14 protein-coding genes and 2 pseudogenes are annotated in these 17,270 nt (G+C 70.5%); 8 read left to right on the top strand and 8 right to left on the bottom strand.

The annotated features are described in order from the left end of the window. Positions 1-55 precede the first annotated feature (55 nt). Both ABZ928_RS40190 and ABZ928_RS40185 read right to left on the bottom strand, forming a co-directional pair. A complete protein-coding gene (locus ABZ928_RS40190) occupies positions 56-766 on the bottom strand; it encodes a response regulator transcription factor (protein ID WP_361530231.1) in 711 nt (236 codons plus the stop codon). After that, the gene (locus ABZ928_RS40185) at positions 763-2,040 is read right to left on the bottom strand and encodes a histidine kinase (RefSeq protein WP_361530228.1); all 1,278 of its coding nucleotides are present in this window, start codon (positions 2,038-2,040) and stop codon (positions 763-765) included. The genes ABZ928_RS40190 and ABZ928_RS40185 overlap by 4 nt, the downstream gene beginning before the upstream one ends. Before the next feature lie 262 nt (positions 2,041-2,302). Here ABZ928_RS40185 and ABZ928_RS40180 point away from each other — a divergent pair, with 262 nt between their 5' ends. Both ABZ928_RS40180 and ABZ928_RS40175 read left to right on the top strand, forming a co-directional pair. Further along, positions 2,303-3,208, top strand: coding sequence for an ABC transporter ATP-binding protein (locus ABZ928_RS40180; RefSeq protein WP_361530225.1), 906 nt, complete (start codon positions 2,303-2,305; stop codon positions 3,206-3,208). A gap of 39 nt (positions 3,209-3,247) precedes the next feature. After that, positions 3,248-4,186, top strand: coding sequence for a transporter (locus ABZ928_RS40175; protein ID WP_361530222.1), 939 nt, complete (start codon positions 3,248-3,250; stop codon positions 4,184-4,186). Between the two features lie 103 nt (positions 4,187-4,289). Here ABZ928_RS40175 and ABZ928_RS40170 read toward each other — a convergent pair. Next, positions 4,290-4,520 (bottom strand): annotated as a pseudogene (locus ABZ928_RS40170) (hypothetical protein); the annotation flags it as partial. A gap of 578 nt (positions 4,521-5,098) precedes the next feature. Between ABZ928_RS40170 and ABZ928_RS40165 the strand changes: the two are divergent. After that, positions 5,099-5,251, top strand: coding sequence for a hypothetical protein (locus ABZ928_RS40165; protein WP_361530219.1), 153 nt, complete (start codon positions 5,099-5,101; stop codon positions 5,249-5,251). Between the two features lie 74 nt (positions 5,252-5,325). Here the strand turns inward: ABZ928_RS40165 and ABZ928_RS40160 are convergent, their stop codons facing one another. The 3 genes and pseudogenes from ABZ928_RS40160 to ABZ928_RS40150 all read right to left on the bottom strand — a co-directional run. Beyond that, complete coding sequence (locus tag ABZ928_RS40160) at positions 5,326-6,354, bottom strand: hypothetical protein (RefSeq protein ID WP_361530216.1); 1,029 nt, start codon at positions 6,352-6,354, stop codon at positions 5,326-5,328. Between the two features lie 27 nt (positions 6,355-6,381). Then, positions 6,382-6,966: a TerD family protein gene (locus ABZ928_RS40155; protein WP_361530213.1), complete on the bottom strand. Its 585-nt coding sequence runs from the start codon at positions 6,964-6,966 to the stop codon at positions 6,382-6,384. A 278-nt stretch (positions 6,967-7,244) separates the two neighbouring features. After that, positions 7,245-7,852: pseudogene (locus tag ABZ928_RS40150) on the bottom strand (hypothetical protein); the annotation flags it as partial. 197 nt (positions 7,853-8,049) lie between these two features. Between ABZ928_RS40150 and ABZ928_RS40145 the strand changes: the two are divergent. From ABZ928_RS40145 to ABZ928_RS40125, 5 genes are all read left to right on the top strand, one after another. Then, positions 8,050-9,741, top strand: coding sequence for a hypothetical protein (locus ABZ928_RS40145; protein ID WP_361530210.1), 1,692 nt, complete (start codon positions 8,050-8,052; stop codon positions 9,739-9,741). Positions 9,742-9,951: 210 nt separating this feature from the next. After that, positions 9,952-10,467: a hypothetical protein gene (locus ABZ928_RS40140; protein WP_361530207.1), complete on the top strand. Its 516-nt coding sequence runs from the start codon at positions 9,952-9,954 to the stop codon at positions 10,465-10,467. A 103-nt stretch (positions 10,468-10,570) separates the two neighbouring features. Then, positions 10,571-12,004, top strand: coding sequence for an SPFH domain-containing protein (locus ABZ928_RS40135; protein WP_361530204.1), 1,434 nt, complete (start codon positions 10,571-10,573; stop codon positions 12,002-12,004). A gap of 244 nt (positions 12,005-12,248) precedes the next feature. Next, complete coding sequence (locus ABZ928_RS40130; RefSeq protein ID WP_361530201.1) at positions 12,249-12,473, top strand: hypothetical protein; 225 nt, start codon at positions 12,249-12,251, stop codon at positions 12,471-12,473. Next, positions 12,466-13,770 carry a hypothetical protein gene (locus ABZ928_RS40125; RefSeq protein WP_361530198.1) on the top strand — a complete coding sequence of 435 codons (1,305 nt, stop codon included), beginning with the start codon at positions 12,466-12,468 and terminating at the stop codon, positions 13,768-13,770. Before ABZ928_RS40130 ends, ABZ928_RS40125 begins: the two co-directional genes overlap by 8 nt. Before the next feature lie 52 nt (positions 13,771-13,822). On the opposite strand, the gene ABZ928_RS40120 is transcribed toward ABZ928_RS40125, so the two are convergent. Both ABZ928_RS40120 and ABZ928_RS40115 read right to left on the bottom strand, forming a co-directional pair. Then, the gene (locus tag ABZ928_RS40120) at positions 13,823-14,572 is read right to left on the bottom strand and encodes a DUF4118 domain-containing protein (RefSeq protein ID WP_361530195.1); all 750 of its coding nucleotides are present in this window, start codon (positions 14,570-14,572) and stop codon (positions 13,823-13,825) included. 143 nt (positions 14,573-14,715) lie between these two features. After that, entirely contained in the window at positions 14,716-17,268 is a 2,553-nt protein-coding gene (locus ABZ928_RS40115; protein ID WP_361530192.1) for a sensor histidine kinase KdpD, read from the bottom strand. Positions 17,269-17,270: the final 2 nt, after the last annotated feature.

Raw genomic sequence — 17,270 nt, 5'->3', positions numbered from 1 at the left:
CCCGGATCTTCAAGAGCGTCGGAGAGCGACGGTTCGCATGGACAGTCGCTCGTGCCTACTGCCGCTCGGAGCCGTGCGCTCCGCTTGGCCGCACTGTGGCGCTGACCAGCCCGGTCTCGTAGGCGAGGACGACCGCCTGGACACGGTCGCGGAGCTGGAGCTTGGCCAGGATGCGGGAGACGTGTGTTTTGACGGTCGTCTCCGACAGGTGCAACCGGGCGGCGAGTTCGGTGTTGCTCAGGCCATGGGCGAGCAGGCGCAGCACTTCGAGTTCGCGCGGGGTGAGCGCGGTCAGATCGGGATGAGGGCCGAGCGATGGTTCGACCTGTTCGGGCGCGGCGGCGAACCGCTCGACGAGGCGGCGCGTGATCGCTGGGGCGAGGAGAGCGTCGCCGGTGCGGACCAGGCGGACGGCCGCGACCAGATGTTCCGGGGTGACGTCCTTGAGCAGGAAGCCGCTGGCGCCGGCGGCCAGCGCGTCGTAGACGAACTGGTCGAGGTCGAAGGTGGTCAGGATGATCACTCGTGGTTCGCCAGGGGCGCCGGTGAGGATGCGGCGAGTGGCTTCGAGGCCGTCCAGCTTCGGCATGCGGATGTCCATCAGGACGACGTCGGGGCGGGCGCGCCGGACCGCTGCCACGGCCTCCTCGCCGTCGCCCGCCTCGGCGACCACGTCGATGCCGTGGCCCGTGAGGATCATGCGGAAGCCGGTACGAACGAGGTTCTGGTCGTCGGCGACGACCACACGCAGAGGGCCGTCGGTCACGTGGTCTCCCCGGGCAGGAGTGGAATCAGGGCCGCGACACGGTAACCGCCGTCAGGGAGGGGCCCGTTGTGCAGGGTGGCGCCGTAGAGGTCGAGGCGCTCGCGCAGGCCGAGGAGACCGTGTCCGTTGCCAGTGGCCGTGCGGGCGCTCGGTGTGCCCGCGGTGTTGGTGATCTCAATGCCGAGGTCCGCCTTCTCGTAGGTGATGGTCACGGCCGCGGTGGCGCCCTGCGCGTGCTTCATCGTGTTGGTCAGCGCCTCCTGCACGACGCGGTACGCGGCGAGGTCGATGCCGACCGGGACAGCGCTCGGCCTTCCCACAACGGTGAGTTCGACCGGCAGGCCGGAGGCGCGCACTCTGCCGACGAGGTCCTCCACCTGGTCGAGGCCCGGCGGTGGTGCCGTGTCGGCCGGGGCCGAGGACGCGGCGCCGTCGTCGCCGGTGTTCATCGTGAGCAGGCCCATGGCGTGTCTGAGCTCCGTCATGGCGGCGCGGCCGCCGGCCTCGATCGCGAGCAGTGCCTCACGGGTCTGGTCGGGGGCGGAATCCAGGACGGTGCGGGCGGCCCCGGCCTGGATGACCATGACGCTGACGTTGTGGGTGACCACGTCGTGGAGTTCGCGGGCGATGCGGGCGCGCTCGTGCTCGGCCGCGCGGCGCAGTTCGGTGGCCCGCTCGTGCTCCAGCTCCGCCATCCGCGTCTGCCGTTCGTCGGCGCGGGCCCGCCAGGTCCGCATACCGTACGCGGCTGTCGCGAGGGGAAGGAGGACGAGCAGCGAGACGTACTCCTCGGGGACAGTCGGCACCCCCGACTCGCCGATCGAGGCGAGCACCAGCAGCGCCAGGGACAGACCGGCCAGAGTGGCCGCCCGGTACGGGCTGTAGGCGATGGCACTGTAGGCAGCGATGACGAAGGAGTAGAAAATGATCCGCGCCTCGCCGTCCGGCGCGAGCAGTCCCGCGGCCATCACGACCCACAGCACGGCGAGGGGATATCGCCTGCGCAGTGCCAGGGGCAGCGTGGCCAGAAGGGCGGGGACGACGGCCCCGATCCAGGTGTCCGCTCCGGTCCGGGCCCGCAGGACTCCGTCGATGAGCAGGTAGCTTCGGCCGACCCCGGCATCCAAGGCGTAGTCGGTGCCGACGATGGCGAAAGCCAGCGCGAGCATCACGTCGAAGAACAGATGGCGCCGAGTCGGCCGGGGCAGCGGAGCCGCAGGGTGCAGCAGCACGGCCACGGCTTCGCCCACCCTGCTGTCCGCCTTGACGTTCATCACCGGCTCATTGTCACCGGCCGCTGCCCGCGGGACATCCTCCCGGGCGCCCCTCCCGCCACGGCCCGTACATCTGTCGCCTACATCTCAGGGAGGACGCCATGCGGGGTCCCTCCGATGCGGTAGCGGAAATGGCTCGGGCGACCGACGCGCCCGCCCCGGCCGTGCTCGTAGCGTCCACCGGGCCAGATGCACGGGGCCTGGAGGGCCCGCGAGAGAAGGAGATGCGCGTGACCACAACACCGATGGACGGGAGCCCCGCGTGAGGGCCGTGATCCGCGCCCACGCCCTGGGCAAGAAATACCGGCGTCGGTGGGCACTGTCGGACTGCACCCTGGACATACCGGCCGGCCGGGTCGTCGGCCTCGTCGGCCCCAACGGCGCCGGGAAGTCCACGCTGCTCAACCTCGCCTCAGGCATGCTCACCCCGACCACCGGCACCATCGAAGTCTGCGGCGGGCGACCCGGCGGCGGCCCGGCGCAGCTTGCCAAAGTCGGCTTTGTCGCCCAGGACACCCCCACCTACGCCTCCTTGAGCGTCGCCGACCACCTCACCCTCGGCGCACGCCTCAACTCGGCCTGGGACGACCAACTCGCCCGCGATCGCATCCGCCGCCTCAACCTGGACCCCGCCCGGCGAGCCGGGCAACTGTCGGGCGGCCAGCGCGCCCAGCTCGCCCTCACCCTGGGCCTCGCGAAGCGCCCCGAGCTCCTCATCCTGGACGAGCCGGTCGCCGCCCTCGACCCGCTCGCCCGGCGCGACTTCACACACGACCTCCAAGAAGCCATCGGGCAGCAGGAGATGAGCGTCGTGCTCTCCTCCCACCTGGTCTCCGACGTCGAGCGAGTCTGCGACCACCTCATCGTCCTGGTCGACTCCACGGTCCAAGTCACCGGCGCCATTGACGACCTGCTGGCCACTCACCGCCGACTCGTCGGCCCTCGCAGCGAGCCCGTCTCCGCGCCCGTGGGCGCACACATCGTCTCGGCCGAGCACACCGCAGGGCAGACCATCCTCGTGGTCCGCACCGACGTACCGGTCCACGACCCCCGCTGGAGCGCCGCCCCGCTCCCCCTGGAGGACATCGTCCTGGCCTACATGCGGCGGGTCACTGACGCGAGCCCCGTCTCTCTGCCCGCTTCGAAGCCTCAGGAGACCCTGCGATGATCTGGCTGACCTGGCGCCAGTTGCCGAATCCCCGCAGCCGTGATCGGGGCCGCGGTGGCCGTACTCGCCGCGTTGCTCGCCGCCACCGGTACCGGCCTCGCCGACCTCTATGAGACCGCCGGACGCGATCTCATCCACCGGCTCACCGGCTCCCAACAGGCCCTGTACTACACCGGGATGGCGATCGTGCTCGTCATGCCGGCCGTCGTCGGCGTGTTCTGGGGCGCACCGCTGGTCGCGCGCGAGCTGGAAGCCGGCACCCATCGCCTCGCTTGGAACCAGAGCGTGACCCGGGCCCGTTGGCTGACCTGCAAGCTGGGCCTCACCGGGCTGGTGGCCGTGACGGCAGCCGGGCTGACGAGCCTCGCGGTGACCTGGTGGAGCAGCCCGATCGACGAGGCCCTCGACGGCGGCGGAGCGGACGTCGGCCTCAACTTCCTCCCGCGCATCGACCCCGTCACCTTCGGCGCGCGCGGCGTCGTCCCTCTCGGCTACGCGGCCTTCGCCCTCCTCCTCGGCGTCACCCTTGGGATGGTCGTACGCCGGACCGTGCCCGCGATGGCCGCCACACTCGCGATCCTCACCGCCGTCCAGATCGCCATGCCCCTATGGGTCCGGCCCCATCTGGCGCAGCCCGTCAGCATCACGGTGGCGTTCACCGCGCACACCATGGCCAACCTCGGCCTCGACTCGGTCTCCCAGGTGGACATCGGCACGCCCGGCGCCTGGGTCATAGCCGAACAGACCCTCGATGCCTCCGGCCAGCCGGCCGCCCACCTGCCCGCGGCGTACGACGACTGCGACTCGCCGCGGGACTGCCTCGCCGCTCTTGCCCAGGCCGGATATCACCAGCGGATCACCTATCAGCCTGCCGGCAACTTTTGGACCCTGCAGTGGGCGGAGGTCGGCATCTACCTCGTCCTCGCCGCCGTTCTGGGCCTCTTCTGCTTCTGGTGGATCCGACGCCGCCCGACCTGACGGACGTCACACTGAACCGCTCAGCAGCAGCGGGACGGCCACGAACCAGGCAGGACCCCGACGTCACGGCCGGGTCCCTGCAATCTGTGGAAACGCCCGGTCCGGCACCTTGTGGTTGCAGGTAGCGGGCCAGCAGATCGTCCAGGTTCGCCGTCCCCGTGAGCCGGCCGGGCTCGTCGACGACGACCGTCAGCGAGGCGCGGCGCCTGCACAGCAGGTCGACCGTGGCGCCCTGACCCATCTCGGGCACCGGCCGGGCCAGATGGCGAGCGCTCAAGGCGCGACCCCGGGCACGGGCGACCAAGGTGTCACCGGCATGGACGGAGCCGACGACCGTGCCGTCGAAGTCGACCGCGAGCAGTTGCTGCTGTCGTCGGCCGGCAGCGGATACAGGCCGATGCGCAGCGCGCTGCGCCCCTGCCAGGGGGGAGCCAGGTGCCGGTGGACGGTCTCGTCGGCCAGCGGCCAGAACACCCCGTCTGCCTCCGCCTTGCTCTCACGGCCCGCGAACAGGGCCCTGACCAGGGCGATATTCGACTCGATGCCGGGGAGGCATCCGCGTACCGGCGACCGGGACGTGCCGCATCGGCCAGCAGATCCTGGGTGCCGCCATCCTGGGAGATCGGCACATCCAAGCGCTCCATGCTCCCGCCACGCCCGCGCTGATCCAGAGCAAGCCGGCCGGACTCCACGTCGTAGAAGCGGCACCCGGTCATCCGCGCTTCGGGCAATGCGGAGGTCCGCATCACAGCCGACCGCGCCGCCGGGGACGACGGCTCGAACCACCGCTTCACCCTCACCGGTCCCTCGGGCGACGAGCTCGAGGAGACTCTCGACTACGACGGGAGCGACCCGGACTGGGAGGTCGGCGACCGGCTCACGGTCGTCCGTGACCCGGAGGGCGTCGTCACCTTGGAGGAGGCCTCCGACGTCGACCCGGACAGCTGGCTCGGCTCGCTGGCCCTGGGCGTCGTCGGCTGGACAGGCCTCGCGCTGCTGGCCGGCCGACGCGGTTTCGTACGACGCCGCGCGGGCCGGCACCCCTCCTTCGAAGACTTCGCCTGAACCGCCCAGGCCGCAGCACGATCCGGCGGCCGGCCACCCATCAGCCGTGCAGACAGCGCCGCGGCTGATGGCACCTAGTCGCCTCCGCCGCCACCATCGCCTCCGCTGTCGCCGCCGTCCGAACCCCAACCGTCGCCGCCGCCGGATTCGTTGTCGTCGGTCCCCCTGCCGAGGTTGCTGAACCAGGGGCGGTCCCATCCTTCGTCCGCGGCGATCGGCTCACCGCCGACCACCGGGTGCCGTTCCGCCCGGAACCGTGCCAGGCCCGTCGTGTCCCCGAGCCCGAAGGCAACGGCGAAGACCTGCGCCATGACGGCATCCAGGGGGTCGGGACTCTCGTAGCGCACAGGGGACAACGGCAGCAGCACCAAGTGCGGTTCGGGCATCGCTCGGCGCGGAGGCCGCGTCAGCAGGGCGATGCGCCGGTCGTCACGCAGCAGCCACGAACTCGCCGCGTCCTCCCGCCGCAACGTCCAGTGCTGCCCGGGCAGCCGCACCTCCACCAGGCTCTTCGACTTGCGCAACTTCTTCTTCAGAATGAGCTCCGCCGTCATGTCACCGACCGTCAAGCGCAAGCCCCTGGACGGATCGGCGGTCTCCCGGTGGAAGCCGTGGGGTGCACGGATCCGTACGACGGGAGCGTGCGGCCCCCACACATCCACGCGTACCAGACGCCGGTCCACCGCGACGGCGATCGGCCCGGCGGGGCCGGATGCGAACCGCCGCGCGATCCACAACGGCACTCCCTCGGCCCGGGCCCGGGCCGCCATGGCGGCCACTTGGTCGGGCCCACCACACTGCCGAACCGCCAACTCCCCCAGCGTGCGGGCGAATTCGGCGGCCTGCCGTGCCCTTACCGGCGTGCTGGTGCCCGTGGCACGGGTAACCGGCACCACCCCCGTCCCCTCTGGCAGCCGCTGCAGCGGGCGCTCCGCCCCGCCGCCCCCGAGCCAGCACCCGCGCTGGAACGCCTCAGCCATGGCACCGAGGTTCAGCTCACTCAACGGCGTGGTCCTGCCGCCCTGCCGCAGCTGGTCCGGGGTCAACTCCACTGTCCGAGCCAGCGGATTCCACGACCGCTCGCCATAGAGCACCTGACTCACAGCTATTCCCCGTGCCTGAACGACGTGTTACTTGCTGACGGCGAAACGCATGAGGGCGTGCTCGTCGCCCTGCTTGATCTTGCCTGTGGTGTTGATCACTTCGAGCTTCCAGCTCCCGCCGACCCGCATTGCCTTGGCCACGGCGCAGCCGTTGTCCTGGGTGAGCAGGCTCGGCCAGATGTCGGCGACCTGCTGCGAGCTGCCGCCGGTCGCGTCGTAGACCTTGAAGCTGATGTTGCGTGCCTTCTGGAAGGAGCTGCCCTTCTTGTAGGCGGCGGCCACGAACACGATCGACGTGATGTTGGGCGGGATGCGGGCGAACTCGACGGTCACCGTCTCGTCGTCGCCGTCTCCGCGCCCGGTCTGGTTGTCGCCGCTGTGGACCAGCGAGCCGTTGCCCATCGGGTCGAGCGAGTCGAGGCCCGCGAGGCGCACCGGGTCCCCGCCCTGGAGCGCGATGGCGATCAGGTCGAGGTCGGTGCCGCTGTTGCGGCGCAGCTTGCCCAGCACTCCGCCGCTGCTTCCGGCGGTGGGGTCCCAGGAAACGCCGATGGACAGGTGGGTCACTCCGTCCAGGTCCGCCGGTCCGTCTTCCTTGGTGAGCGTGATCATGTGGGGAGCATCCTCGGCTCGAAGGGACTACAAAAGGGACTACAACACGCAGAGTGTGCCCGACACCTTCTCGGTTCCATGTGACGGGTCCGTTGAGCACCCATGAATCCCGCACACCCGTGTGTGCGTCCGCGACGAGGCGGCTGCAGCAGCGGCAGAGCGAGCCGAACCTGCGCCTTCGGTCGTCGCGTTCACGCCCGGCGGGATGATGCACGGGACGTATCTGGAACCCTTGTGGAGCCACCTCCTGGAGTCAGCGTCCAGCAGCTCCCGGATGGCCGGTCGGCTGCGGCAGCCTCGGCCGAGCGCTTGCCGGTGAGGGGGTGTGGTTTGTAGAGGGCCCGCACGTTCTCCGCGAGGAGCTGCTCGACCAGGGAGACGCCCATCGGGATCAGCGAGGTGTGGCAGTCGTCGTCGCTCCAGTCCTCCCAGGTGGGGGCGTACAGGACGGTCGGCAGTGGAATGCCGGGGTGTGTTCGGCGGCCGGGCGGATGGGCGCCAGTTGTGGACGGCCCACCTCGACGATGGCCTGGTCGCTGATGGGGTGCCGTACCCGCTGGTACCGGTCGCGGCCAGCGCGGCCGGCCACCCAGATCTCGTCGTAGACCTTGCTGACCCGGTTGCTGCTGGCGAGCTTGTCGCTGTCACCGTGGCCGATGAAGACGTGCTTGGCCTCGGCGACCCGCAGCATGTGCACGTTCTTGCCTGCGTTGCCGGGATAGAGGACGACCCGCACGTCGGGCAGCTCCAGCTTGGCCAGGTCGTCGGCCTTGGGGACGCAGATCACGGGAAGCCGGGTGCGGCCCAGGTACCGGAACGAGGCGTGCTCGCGCAGGATGATCAGCGGCCGCCGGTCGAGCTGTTCCAGCGTCTCGATCCACATGTTGCCTGCATAATCCTCGCGTGTCCGACACACCCGTCCCGATATCTTCGGGCTCAGTTCCCGCCGGCGCACCCGCCTGGCTTTCCGCCGATGCCACCCACTGGGTGCGGGCCCGTCCCGCGTCGTGGGCTCGACCTTTGTGGTCCGTCTTGGCGTTGTTGCTGAGTGTGGCCTGGGCGATCGCGGTGGAGCCGGAGCCCATGTGCAGCGACGCGGCGCCGTGCGGTCCCGACTGGGGTGGCACGGTGCAGATGGGCCTGGCAGTGGGTCTCCTGTACTGGCTCGCCCGTGTGCCGGAACTCGTGCTGATCTGCGCGCCTGCGCTGGCGATCATCGTGGCGTGGGGAGAGCTGCCCGGCGACGGCGGAGCGTCCATGGCCGCGAACCTTACCGTGATCGCCGCTCTCGCCTTCGGCTGGGCCGGGGCGCGCGAGCGTCTGGCCGCCCGGTCCCGGCAACGGCGGCTCGCTGAGCGGGCCACCGGAATACGGCGTCGCCTGCCGGAGCCCGTCGGCCCGCTCGGCCGAGGGATGATCCCCATAGCCGCCGCGCTGGTGTTGTGCGCCGTGGCCGTCGGCTCCGTACTTCTAGGGCTGCGCGGCATCCACGCGGACGAGCACCATGCCGTCCGGGCGGCGCGCATCACGGGAACGGTGCTCAGCCGTGGCGAGGAGTCGGTGCGCCTCACCACCGACGACGCACGCCGGCTCACCGTCGACGCGGCCTACCCCGAGGACTACCGCATCGGCAGCACGGTGGCCGTGCTGGAGGACGGCTCCTGGCGCCGCCTGGTGGCCGAACCGTACGACGCCTTCGGCTGGCAACTGCTGGCCCTGGCCGCTGCGCTGCCCGGCCTCTCCCTGCTCACCGTGGGCCTCTTCGCGCGCCGGCAAGCCGCAGCGCTGCGGCGCGGACCCGTGCCCGTCCTCCAGGTGCTGGTGCGCCTCGACCAGGACGGCCGGACCTGGGTCCACGCAGCCGACGACACCTCGGGCCGCGTCCCTTTGTTCGGGTGCCTCTGTGTGGCGATGCCGACGGACGAGAATGAATCCGAGGATTTCGGGGACTCCGAGGGCGCGGCCGGTGTGGAGGTGGACTGGGGCGACAAGCAAGTTCGCGTCCTCGACCTGCGGTTGCGCGAGGCCGTCATGTTCGGCGCACCTCATGACGGTGGTGAACTGGTCTTCGCCAGTACCGGCGATGGCGGAGATCCGGTCCTGATTCGTACCGTGGGCCCGCTCCGGCCGCCCAAGCCGCGCAAGGGTCCCGCATCGAAGGAGCGCGCGGCCGGCAGCGCGCGGCCGCTGTCTCAGGAGCGAGTCGACGAAGTCGCCGCAGCCATGCCACCCGCGGGGCGCCCCCTGTGCTGGGGGCCGGGAGCCGTGGCTCGCGCGAGCGGACTCGCTCTCATCACGGTGGCGGTGGCCGCAGCCGGATTCTTCGCCCATGACACGGCGGCCAACGGAGTCGGCTGGCACAGCGTCCTTTTGCTGGGGATGGTGTCGTGGATCGGTCCGGCCGCCGTCCAACTGAGCTGGCGCGTCACCGCGGACTGCACCGGTCTGTGGCTGACCGGAGCATGGAACGTGCGGCACCTTCCCTGGGAGCAGTTGTGGGGCGCTCGCTACACCCGGGAGGGCACCGTCGAGATCGGCCGCTCGGACGGCAGCGCGTGGCGACTGCCCGGCCTGGGCATTCCACGGGCCGAACGACTCCTGCGACGACACCCGCCGTACGTACGCATGGTGGAAGAGGTCACCGCTCTGCACCATCACCCAGAACTACGTCCCATCGAACCCAGCCCACCACGCGATCACGGCTTGCCGCTGGGGCCGGTGCTGCTCGTACTCGTCGGCCTCGCTGCAGCAATCTCCTTCACCCTCATCGGGTGAATGAATCGTCATCGAAGGTCCTCGTGACCATCAGGCGACGAAACCCTCGCGCGGGCTGAGCGCCAGGCATCGGTCGGCATATCGAGATGTGGAGAGCACGGCATCAAAGCCGTGTAAAGATTGCCGGAACAAGGCAATGTGCTTGCTGACGTCCGCGTGCGAGTATGCGGGCACTAGCAGGGTGGCGTCGAAGGGAGGCGGTGCGCGCGGATGGGCTGGTTTCTTGGTCTCGGCATCGCAGGAGTCGTACTCCTCGTTCTGTCCCTCGTCTTCGACGGCGTCCTTGAGGGGCTGTTCGGCGGCGTCGACGCGCTCGACGGTCTCTTTGACGGATGGTTGTCGCTTCCAGTCGTCGCCGGGTTCGTCTCCATGCTCGGCTTCTCCGGGGCGATCGCCATGGGATCCACCGGACTGGGTGCGATCGGTGCCACCGCGGTCGGGGTGCCTGCCGGTGTCGCCACGGGGTGGCTCGCGTACCGGCTCAGCCGTGTGCTGATGAGCGATCGGTCCGGGGCCGCTCCGCGTGACGACGACCTGATCGGTGCTTCGGGGGCCGTGGTGACCGCGATCCCGGCCGACGGGTACGGCGAAGTGCTGGTTCACCTGGCCGGGCAGCCGGTGAAGCTCGCGGCGAAGAGTCCGACCCCCGTGGCCCGAGGGGCCGAGGTCTGGGTGGCGGAAGCGCTGTCGCAAACGGCGGTCTCCGTACGCCTCGTGGAGCGCTGAACCACCGAGCCGCGCGTCACATTCGGCACCGGGACCGGTCCCGTTCATCCGCATCAACTCGTATCGATCTGCCGTCCCCTGGGAGGGCTGAGGGGAATTCGTCATGAGTCCTGTCGTCATCGCCGTGATCGGCGTCGTCGTGCTTCTCGTTCTGCTCGGTCTCGTCGTCATCACGCGTTACAAGGTGGCCGGTCCGAGTGAGGCGTTCATCGTCACCGGGCGGCGTGGCAAGAAGGCCACCGACCCGGAGACCGGGCGGGTGTTCACCGACAACAGCGGGCAGAAGGTCGTGGTCGGCGGCGGTGTGTTCGTCGTGCCGTTCGTGCAGCAGAAGTTCACGCTCGACCTGTCCTCGCGGCACATCCCGGTCGCGGTGCGCGGCGCGGTCACCCTGCGCGGTGTGAAAGCACACCTTGAGGGTGTCGCGATCGTCAAGGTGGGAGGCAGCGAGGACTCGATCCGGGCCGCGGCGCAGCGGTTCCTGATGCAGCAGGACGGGATCGTGGGCTTCACCCAGGAGGTGCTGTCCGGTGCGCTACGGGCCATCGTCGGACGGATGTCGGTGGAGGACATCATCCGGGACCGGGCCGCGTTCGCCGGGCAGGTCGCCGAGGAGGCGGAGGCCAGCCTGTCCGGGCAGGGCCTGGTGCTGGACGCCTTCCAGATCCAGGACATCACTACCGAGGGCTCCTACCTGGAGGACCTCGGCCGTCCCGAGGCGGCGCGCGCCAAGCAGGAGGCCGACATCGCCGAGGCTGTCGCCCAGCGAGCATCCGAGCAGGCCCGGCTGAAGGCGGCAGAGGAGATCGCCATCGCCCAGCGGACGTTTGCCCTGAAGCAGGCCGAGATCAAGGCCGAGACGGACGAGGCCGCGGCCCGTGCAGCGGCTGCGGGGCCGCTGGCCGAGGCCGCCCGGCAGCAGGAGGTGCTCGCCGAGCAGGAGAAGGTCGCCGAGCGGCAGGCCGCACTGACCGACCGCGAGCTGGACACCAGGGTCCGCAAGCCGGCCGACGCCGCCCGCTACCAGGCCGAGCAGGAGGCCGAGGCCCGTCGTATCGCCCAGGTCAAGGAGGCCCAGGCCGCTGCCGAGCGCGCCCGGCTGACCGGTGAGGGCGAGAAGGCCCAGCGTGCCGCGCTCGCCGAGGCTGTACGGATCGAGGGTGAGGCGGAGGCCGCTGCGATCGGCGCGACGGGTGCTGCTGAGGCCGCGGCGATGCAGAAGAAGGCCGACGCGTTCGCGCGGTACGGCGACGCGGCCGTGCTGCAGATGCTCGTCGAGGTGCTGCCGCAGGTCGTCGCCAAGGCGTCCGAGCCGCTGAGCGCGGTGGACAAGATGACCGTCATCTCCACCGACGGCGCCAGCCAGCTGTCGCGGACCGTGGCCGACAACGTCGCCCAGGGCGTCGAACTCCTCAGCTCCACCACCGGAGTCGACCTCGCCGAGCTGTTGAAGGGCATCACCCAGCGCAACAGCGGTACGCAGCCCGCGACCACGGCACCCGCCGAGGCCAACGGCAAGATCGTGATCGCGGACTGATCGATCCGATCCGAGGCGCCGCCCACCCCACGAGGTAGGGCGGCGCCTGGCTGATGGCGGAGTCGAAGGTTGAGCCGCTCGGCGGCTCTAGGGACAGGGAGTCCGGACTGTGTTCAGGTGGTTCTGGATGGCGGGCTGGACGGCACTCGTGCTGCCCCTGGGGTTTGCTGCGCTGCGTGGCCGGGCGCCTCGGTGGGTCCGTAGGCGTACCAGCCCGTGGGGCATTCGCGTCCGCGGAGTGGCCATGCTGGTCATCTGGGTCGGCGGAATGGTGACTCCGGTCCTGCGGCGCGACGCCTTGGAGGCCGACGACTCGGCGTTCCTCGCCACCTTGCTCCAGGCAGGCTCGATGCTGTTCGCGTGCGGGCTGATCGGTGGTTCCGAACTGGGCGAGTGGTTTCACCGGCGCGATATGGGACGCCAAGCCGTCGAGCAGGCGGACCGGCGAGGACGTGGAGACCATGCGTAAGGCGATTCCCGCCGTGCTCCAGGCCACCGCTCTCGGCCTCGATGCGACTGGCGCCGCCGTTGCCGGACATCGTCGACGCGCCTGGGCCTGGTTCTGGGGCGGGTTCGCGGCCATCGCCGCTGGATTGGCTGTCGGGCCAAGCGCGGACGAAGCCGGTATCAGCTGGTTGAACGAAGTTGCCGTGTTCTGCGTCGGGGGCGGCCCGGTCGCCATGACCGTAGGCATGGCGACGTTCGTCAACTGCCGCCGTATGCGGCGCGCGCTGATGACACGTCCCTGGTCCGCGTGCGCCGCCGTGGCCATCCCGCTCGGCCAAGGGGCCCCGAGGGTGGTGCTCCGCGACCCGGTCAGCGGCGGCCTCGTCCCCTTGACTGTCCGCACCGTCCAGCAGCGCTATCACCTGGCTGTCCCCGGCTCCGGCGGCTTGCTGTGGTGGTGCGGCGACCCGCATACGGGTGGGGTGCTCGCCCAGCCGGGTGGCGCACAGCTGTTGTGGGCTCGCCCCACTCGCACCCAGCGGGCTCGCCGCAGCGACGTGCAGGCCGCGCAGCGAAGAGGGCTTCTGTCGCGAGCACACCCACCGCAGCCGCAGACCGTCGTGAGCGATGAACCGACCGGGAGCCGGGAGCCGGACCTGTCGTATGCAGCCATGGCCGAAGCAGCCAATCGCCTCGTCTTCCCGGACGACAGCATGGACAGACCTCACCGCGGGCCCGACATCCGTACCGCGCCCTGGTGGCGGATCCGCGCGCTGCTGGAGATCTCACAGCTCTGGCCGACCGCGGTCAACGCGTTGGGTGCGCTCGTCCTGGTCCTGGCCTGGCTGCTCGTCAGGCAGGCCGGTCTCCCGATACTGCTGGTCATCGCGGTCCTCTGCGTGGTCAACGCCCTACGGTTCGGCTACGGCATGATCGTGGGGGTAACCGAGGTGAAGGCTCTGGCGCGCGCTGCTCGCGCACCCGTTCCCGTGCCCAAGCGCTACGTACTGCTGCCCGGCCCCGACGACGGGCTGGTCCTGGTGCTTTTCCCCGCGCACGGAGGCCCCGTCGGCCTGCCGGAAGCCGCCATGGAGGTTAACGCGCCGGGCACGCCCAGACGCCCCTGGAGCAACATGCCGCCCCTGGTGGGGACAGCCGAACTGCATGGCTGGCTGGATGACGGTCCCACCGTCGTCCCGTGGATCGACGGTCGCCCTCTGTGGCCGCGGCACCCGTTCGAGCCGGTGAATCTGGGCGACCGGCGGGACCGGGATTACCTGGCAGCCGTGATTGGAGATGCGGGGGAGCGGGCGACCTGAGCCGGTTGCTGGGTCCAGGTGTCGCTTTGCTTGCGATGCTGCAGGGCGTTGCTCAGCCGTCGAGGACCGGACCCGCCGTGTCGAGCGCGGCACCGACATGGTCGGCGAGGCTCACGGCCACCAGACGTGTCTGCAGCGGTGGCGGCACGGCACCGGGGGCGGGGAGGAGCATGAACCGACCGAGGTAGTGGGCGCCGGCCGACGCACGCAGCTCGATCTCGCCGGGAGGCCAGCCGTCCTGGTCGAGGTCCCAGTGTGCCCGGTCCACGGTCACCTGACCGTCCTGCTCCAGACGTGGTGGGCGGCCGAGCAGTGAGCCGTACTCGAAGCGGCAGCCTTGCAGCCCGAGTACCTCGACGAGCTGGCCGCACACCTGATCGACGACAGCGTCAGGGGAGGCCCCGGCCTGGACGAGGCGCGCCGTGTCGTGGACATGGGCCAGGTGCCTCGCGTCCGTCACGGTGATCAGCTTCAACTTGCGGGCATGCGCGGCCAGTTGTGACACGGCTACGCCGACCGCCAACAGCAGGACGGCCGTTGTGATGTCGTCGCCGTGCGAGATGGTGAACCGCTGGTACGGGCGGGTCAGGAAGAAGTCGAACCACACCGCCGACGACAGGGCGGCAAGCACCCCGGCGGCCCTGTTGCCGAGCGCGGAGACCGCCACGATGACGACGACCAGGAGCAGGGCCAGGTTGGCGGACGAGAGGTGCGTACGGAGGGGTGTCAGGGCCAGCGCTACGACGAGCGGTGCGAGCAGAGCGGAGATCGCGGCGATCCGGTCACGAAGTGAGCTCTTCATGGTCCACCTCGGTGGAGTGGGGATGGTCCCCATGGGTGGGAGGCCGCGGCGGTCGGCCGCGACGTGGCCAGCGTGGCCCCTGGCAGACTCACCAGGCCATACCAGCGCACGATCTTGACGGATTTCTGACACCGTGAGGCCTCCTAAGTGGTGGTTGCCGCCGGCAGCTCGGGTCGGTCCGACGGGAGACCGGTCGCCGCCGGGAGGGTGAGGACCATGGTGAGTCCGCCGCCCGGGGTGTCCTCGGCGGTGAGGGTGCCGCCCATGGCCTCGGCGAAGCCGCGGGCGACCGCGAGGCCCAGCCCGACGCCGGCGCCGCGCGGGGCGTCGCCGTAGCGCTGGAAGGGCGCGAAGATGCGGTCCTTGGCTTCGTCGGGGACGCCCGGCCCACGGTCGACCACGCGGACCTCGACGCGGTCGGCGATGGCGCTGGCCTTGACGACGACCGGCTCGCCGGCGGGGCTGTACTTGACCGCGTTCTCGACGACGTTGGCGACCGAGCGCTCCAGCAGTCCCTTGTCCACGGCGACCATCGGGAGGGTTTCGGGGATGTCCAGGACGACGGTCGACTCCGGGTCCGGGATTCCGCCGAGTGCCATGGGGACCACTTCGTCCACGTCGATCTCGCGGATGAGCGGGGCCAGGGTGCCGGTCTGCAGGCGGGACATGTCCAGCAGGTTGCCGACGAGGTGGTCGAGACGGTCGGCGCCCGCCTCGATGCCTGCCAGCAGTTCAGCCTGGTCCTCCTCCGACCACTCGACGTCGTCCGAGCGCAGTGAGGTCACCGCGGCCTTGATACCGGCGAGCGGGGTGCGCAGGTCATGGCTGACGGCGGCCAGGAGTGCGGTGCGGATGCGGTTGCCCTCCGCGAGTTCCTTGACCTGGTCGGCCTCGGACTGCAGACGCTGACGGTCCAGAACCACGGCGGACTGGACGGCGAAAGCGGCCAGCACCCGGCGGTCCTCGGCGGGCAGCACCCGTCCGGACAGGGCGAGAGTCATGTGGTCGCCGACCGGCATGTCGACGTCCGCCTCCTCGGGCCGGGCGACGGCCTGTCCGGCGCCCACGCGGCCGGCGCAGGTCCAGGGCTCGACGTCGCTCTCGCGTTCCAGCAGCGCCACCGAGTCCATGGCGAAGGTCTCCCGCACCCGCTCCAGGAGGGATTCCAGGCTGGTCTCGCCACGCAGGACGTTGCCGGCGAGGAAGGAGAGAATCTCGGATTCGGCGCGCAGCCGGGCCGCCTGGTGGGTGCGCCGGGCGGCGAGGTCCACCACCGACGCCACCGAGGCGGCGACCAGGACGAAGATCGCCAGGGCGAGCATGTTCTTGGGGTCGGCGATCGTGATGCGATGCACCGGGGGAGTGAAGTACCAGTTCAGGAGCAGGGTGCCGACCGCTGCTGAGACCAGGGACGGCAGCAGCCCGCCGAGCAGAGCGGCGCCCACCGTGAGCGTCAGGAACAGCAGCATGTCGTTGGTGAGGCCGAGGTCGGCGTCGACGTGGGTCAGCAGCAGCGTCAGCAGGGCCGGGCCGCCGATACCGGTCAGCCAGCCCCAGATGATGCGGGCTCTGCCGAGGCGTGGGCCGCGGGCCACGGGCAGCCCCCGGCCCTTGCCGACCTCGCTGTGCGTGATGAGGTGGACGTCGAGGTCGGGGCCGGAGTCCCGGGCCACCGTCGCGCCGACCCCGGGGCCGAAGACGTACTGCCACCCCTTGCGGCGGGAGACGCCGAGGACAATCTGGGTGGCGTTGACGCCGCGTGCGAAGTCCAGGAGGGCTGCGGGGACGTCGTCGCCGACGACGTGGTGGAAGGTGCCGCCGAGATCCTCCACCAGGGTGCGTTGGACGGCGAGTTCCTTGGGGGAGGCGGAGGTGAGGCCGTCGCTGCGGGCGATGTACACGGCCATCACCTCGCCGCCGGCGCCCTTTTCGGCGAGACGGGCGGCGCGGCGGATCAGGGTGCGTCCCTCGGGTCCGCCGGTGAGGCCGACGACGATGCGCTCGCGTGAGCCCCAGATCTTCGAGACCCGGTGTTCGCTGCGGTACTGCTTGAGGTACTCGTCGACCCGGTCGGCCACCCACAGCAGGGCCAACTCCCGTAGCGCGGTGAGGTTTCCGGGCCGGAAGTAGTTCGACAGTGCGGCGTCGACCTTGTCGGGCTTGTAGATGTTGCCGTGCGCCATGCGCCGCCGCAGGGCTTGGGGCGACATGTCGACCAGCTCGATCTGGTCGGCGCGGCGCACCATCTCGTCCGGGACGGTTTCCTGCTGCCGTACGCCTGTTATCGACTCGACGACGTCTCCCAGCGACTCCAGGTGCTGGATGTTGACGGTCGACACGACGTCGATCCCGGCAGCGAGCAGTTCCTCGACGTCCTGCCAGCGCTTGGCGTTGCGGGAGCCGGGCACGTTGGTGTGCGGGAGTTCGTCGACGAGGGCCACGGCGGGGGAGCGCCGCAGGACGGCGTCCACGTCCATCTCGGTGAACGTCGTCTCGCGGTACTCAATCTCCCTGCGCGGTACTTGTTCCAGCCCCTGCAGCATCACCTCGGTGCGCGGTCGGCCGTGGTGCTCCACGTAGGCCACCACGCAGTCGGTGCCGCGTTCGACGCGCCGGTGCGCCTCGGAGAGCATCGCGTACGTCTTGCCGACGCCCGGGGCCGCGCCGAGGTAGATGCGGAGCTTGCCGCGTGCCATGT

The organism is Streptomyces sp. NPDC046909 (assembly GCF_040644695.1).
Classification (GTDB): domain Bacteria; phylum Actinomycetota; class Actinomycetes; order Streptomycetales; family Streptomycetaceae; genus Streptomyces.
Note: the sequence above shows the minus strand (reverse complement) of the source record. Positions and strands in the feature narration are given on the sequence as shown.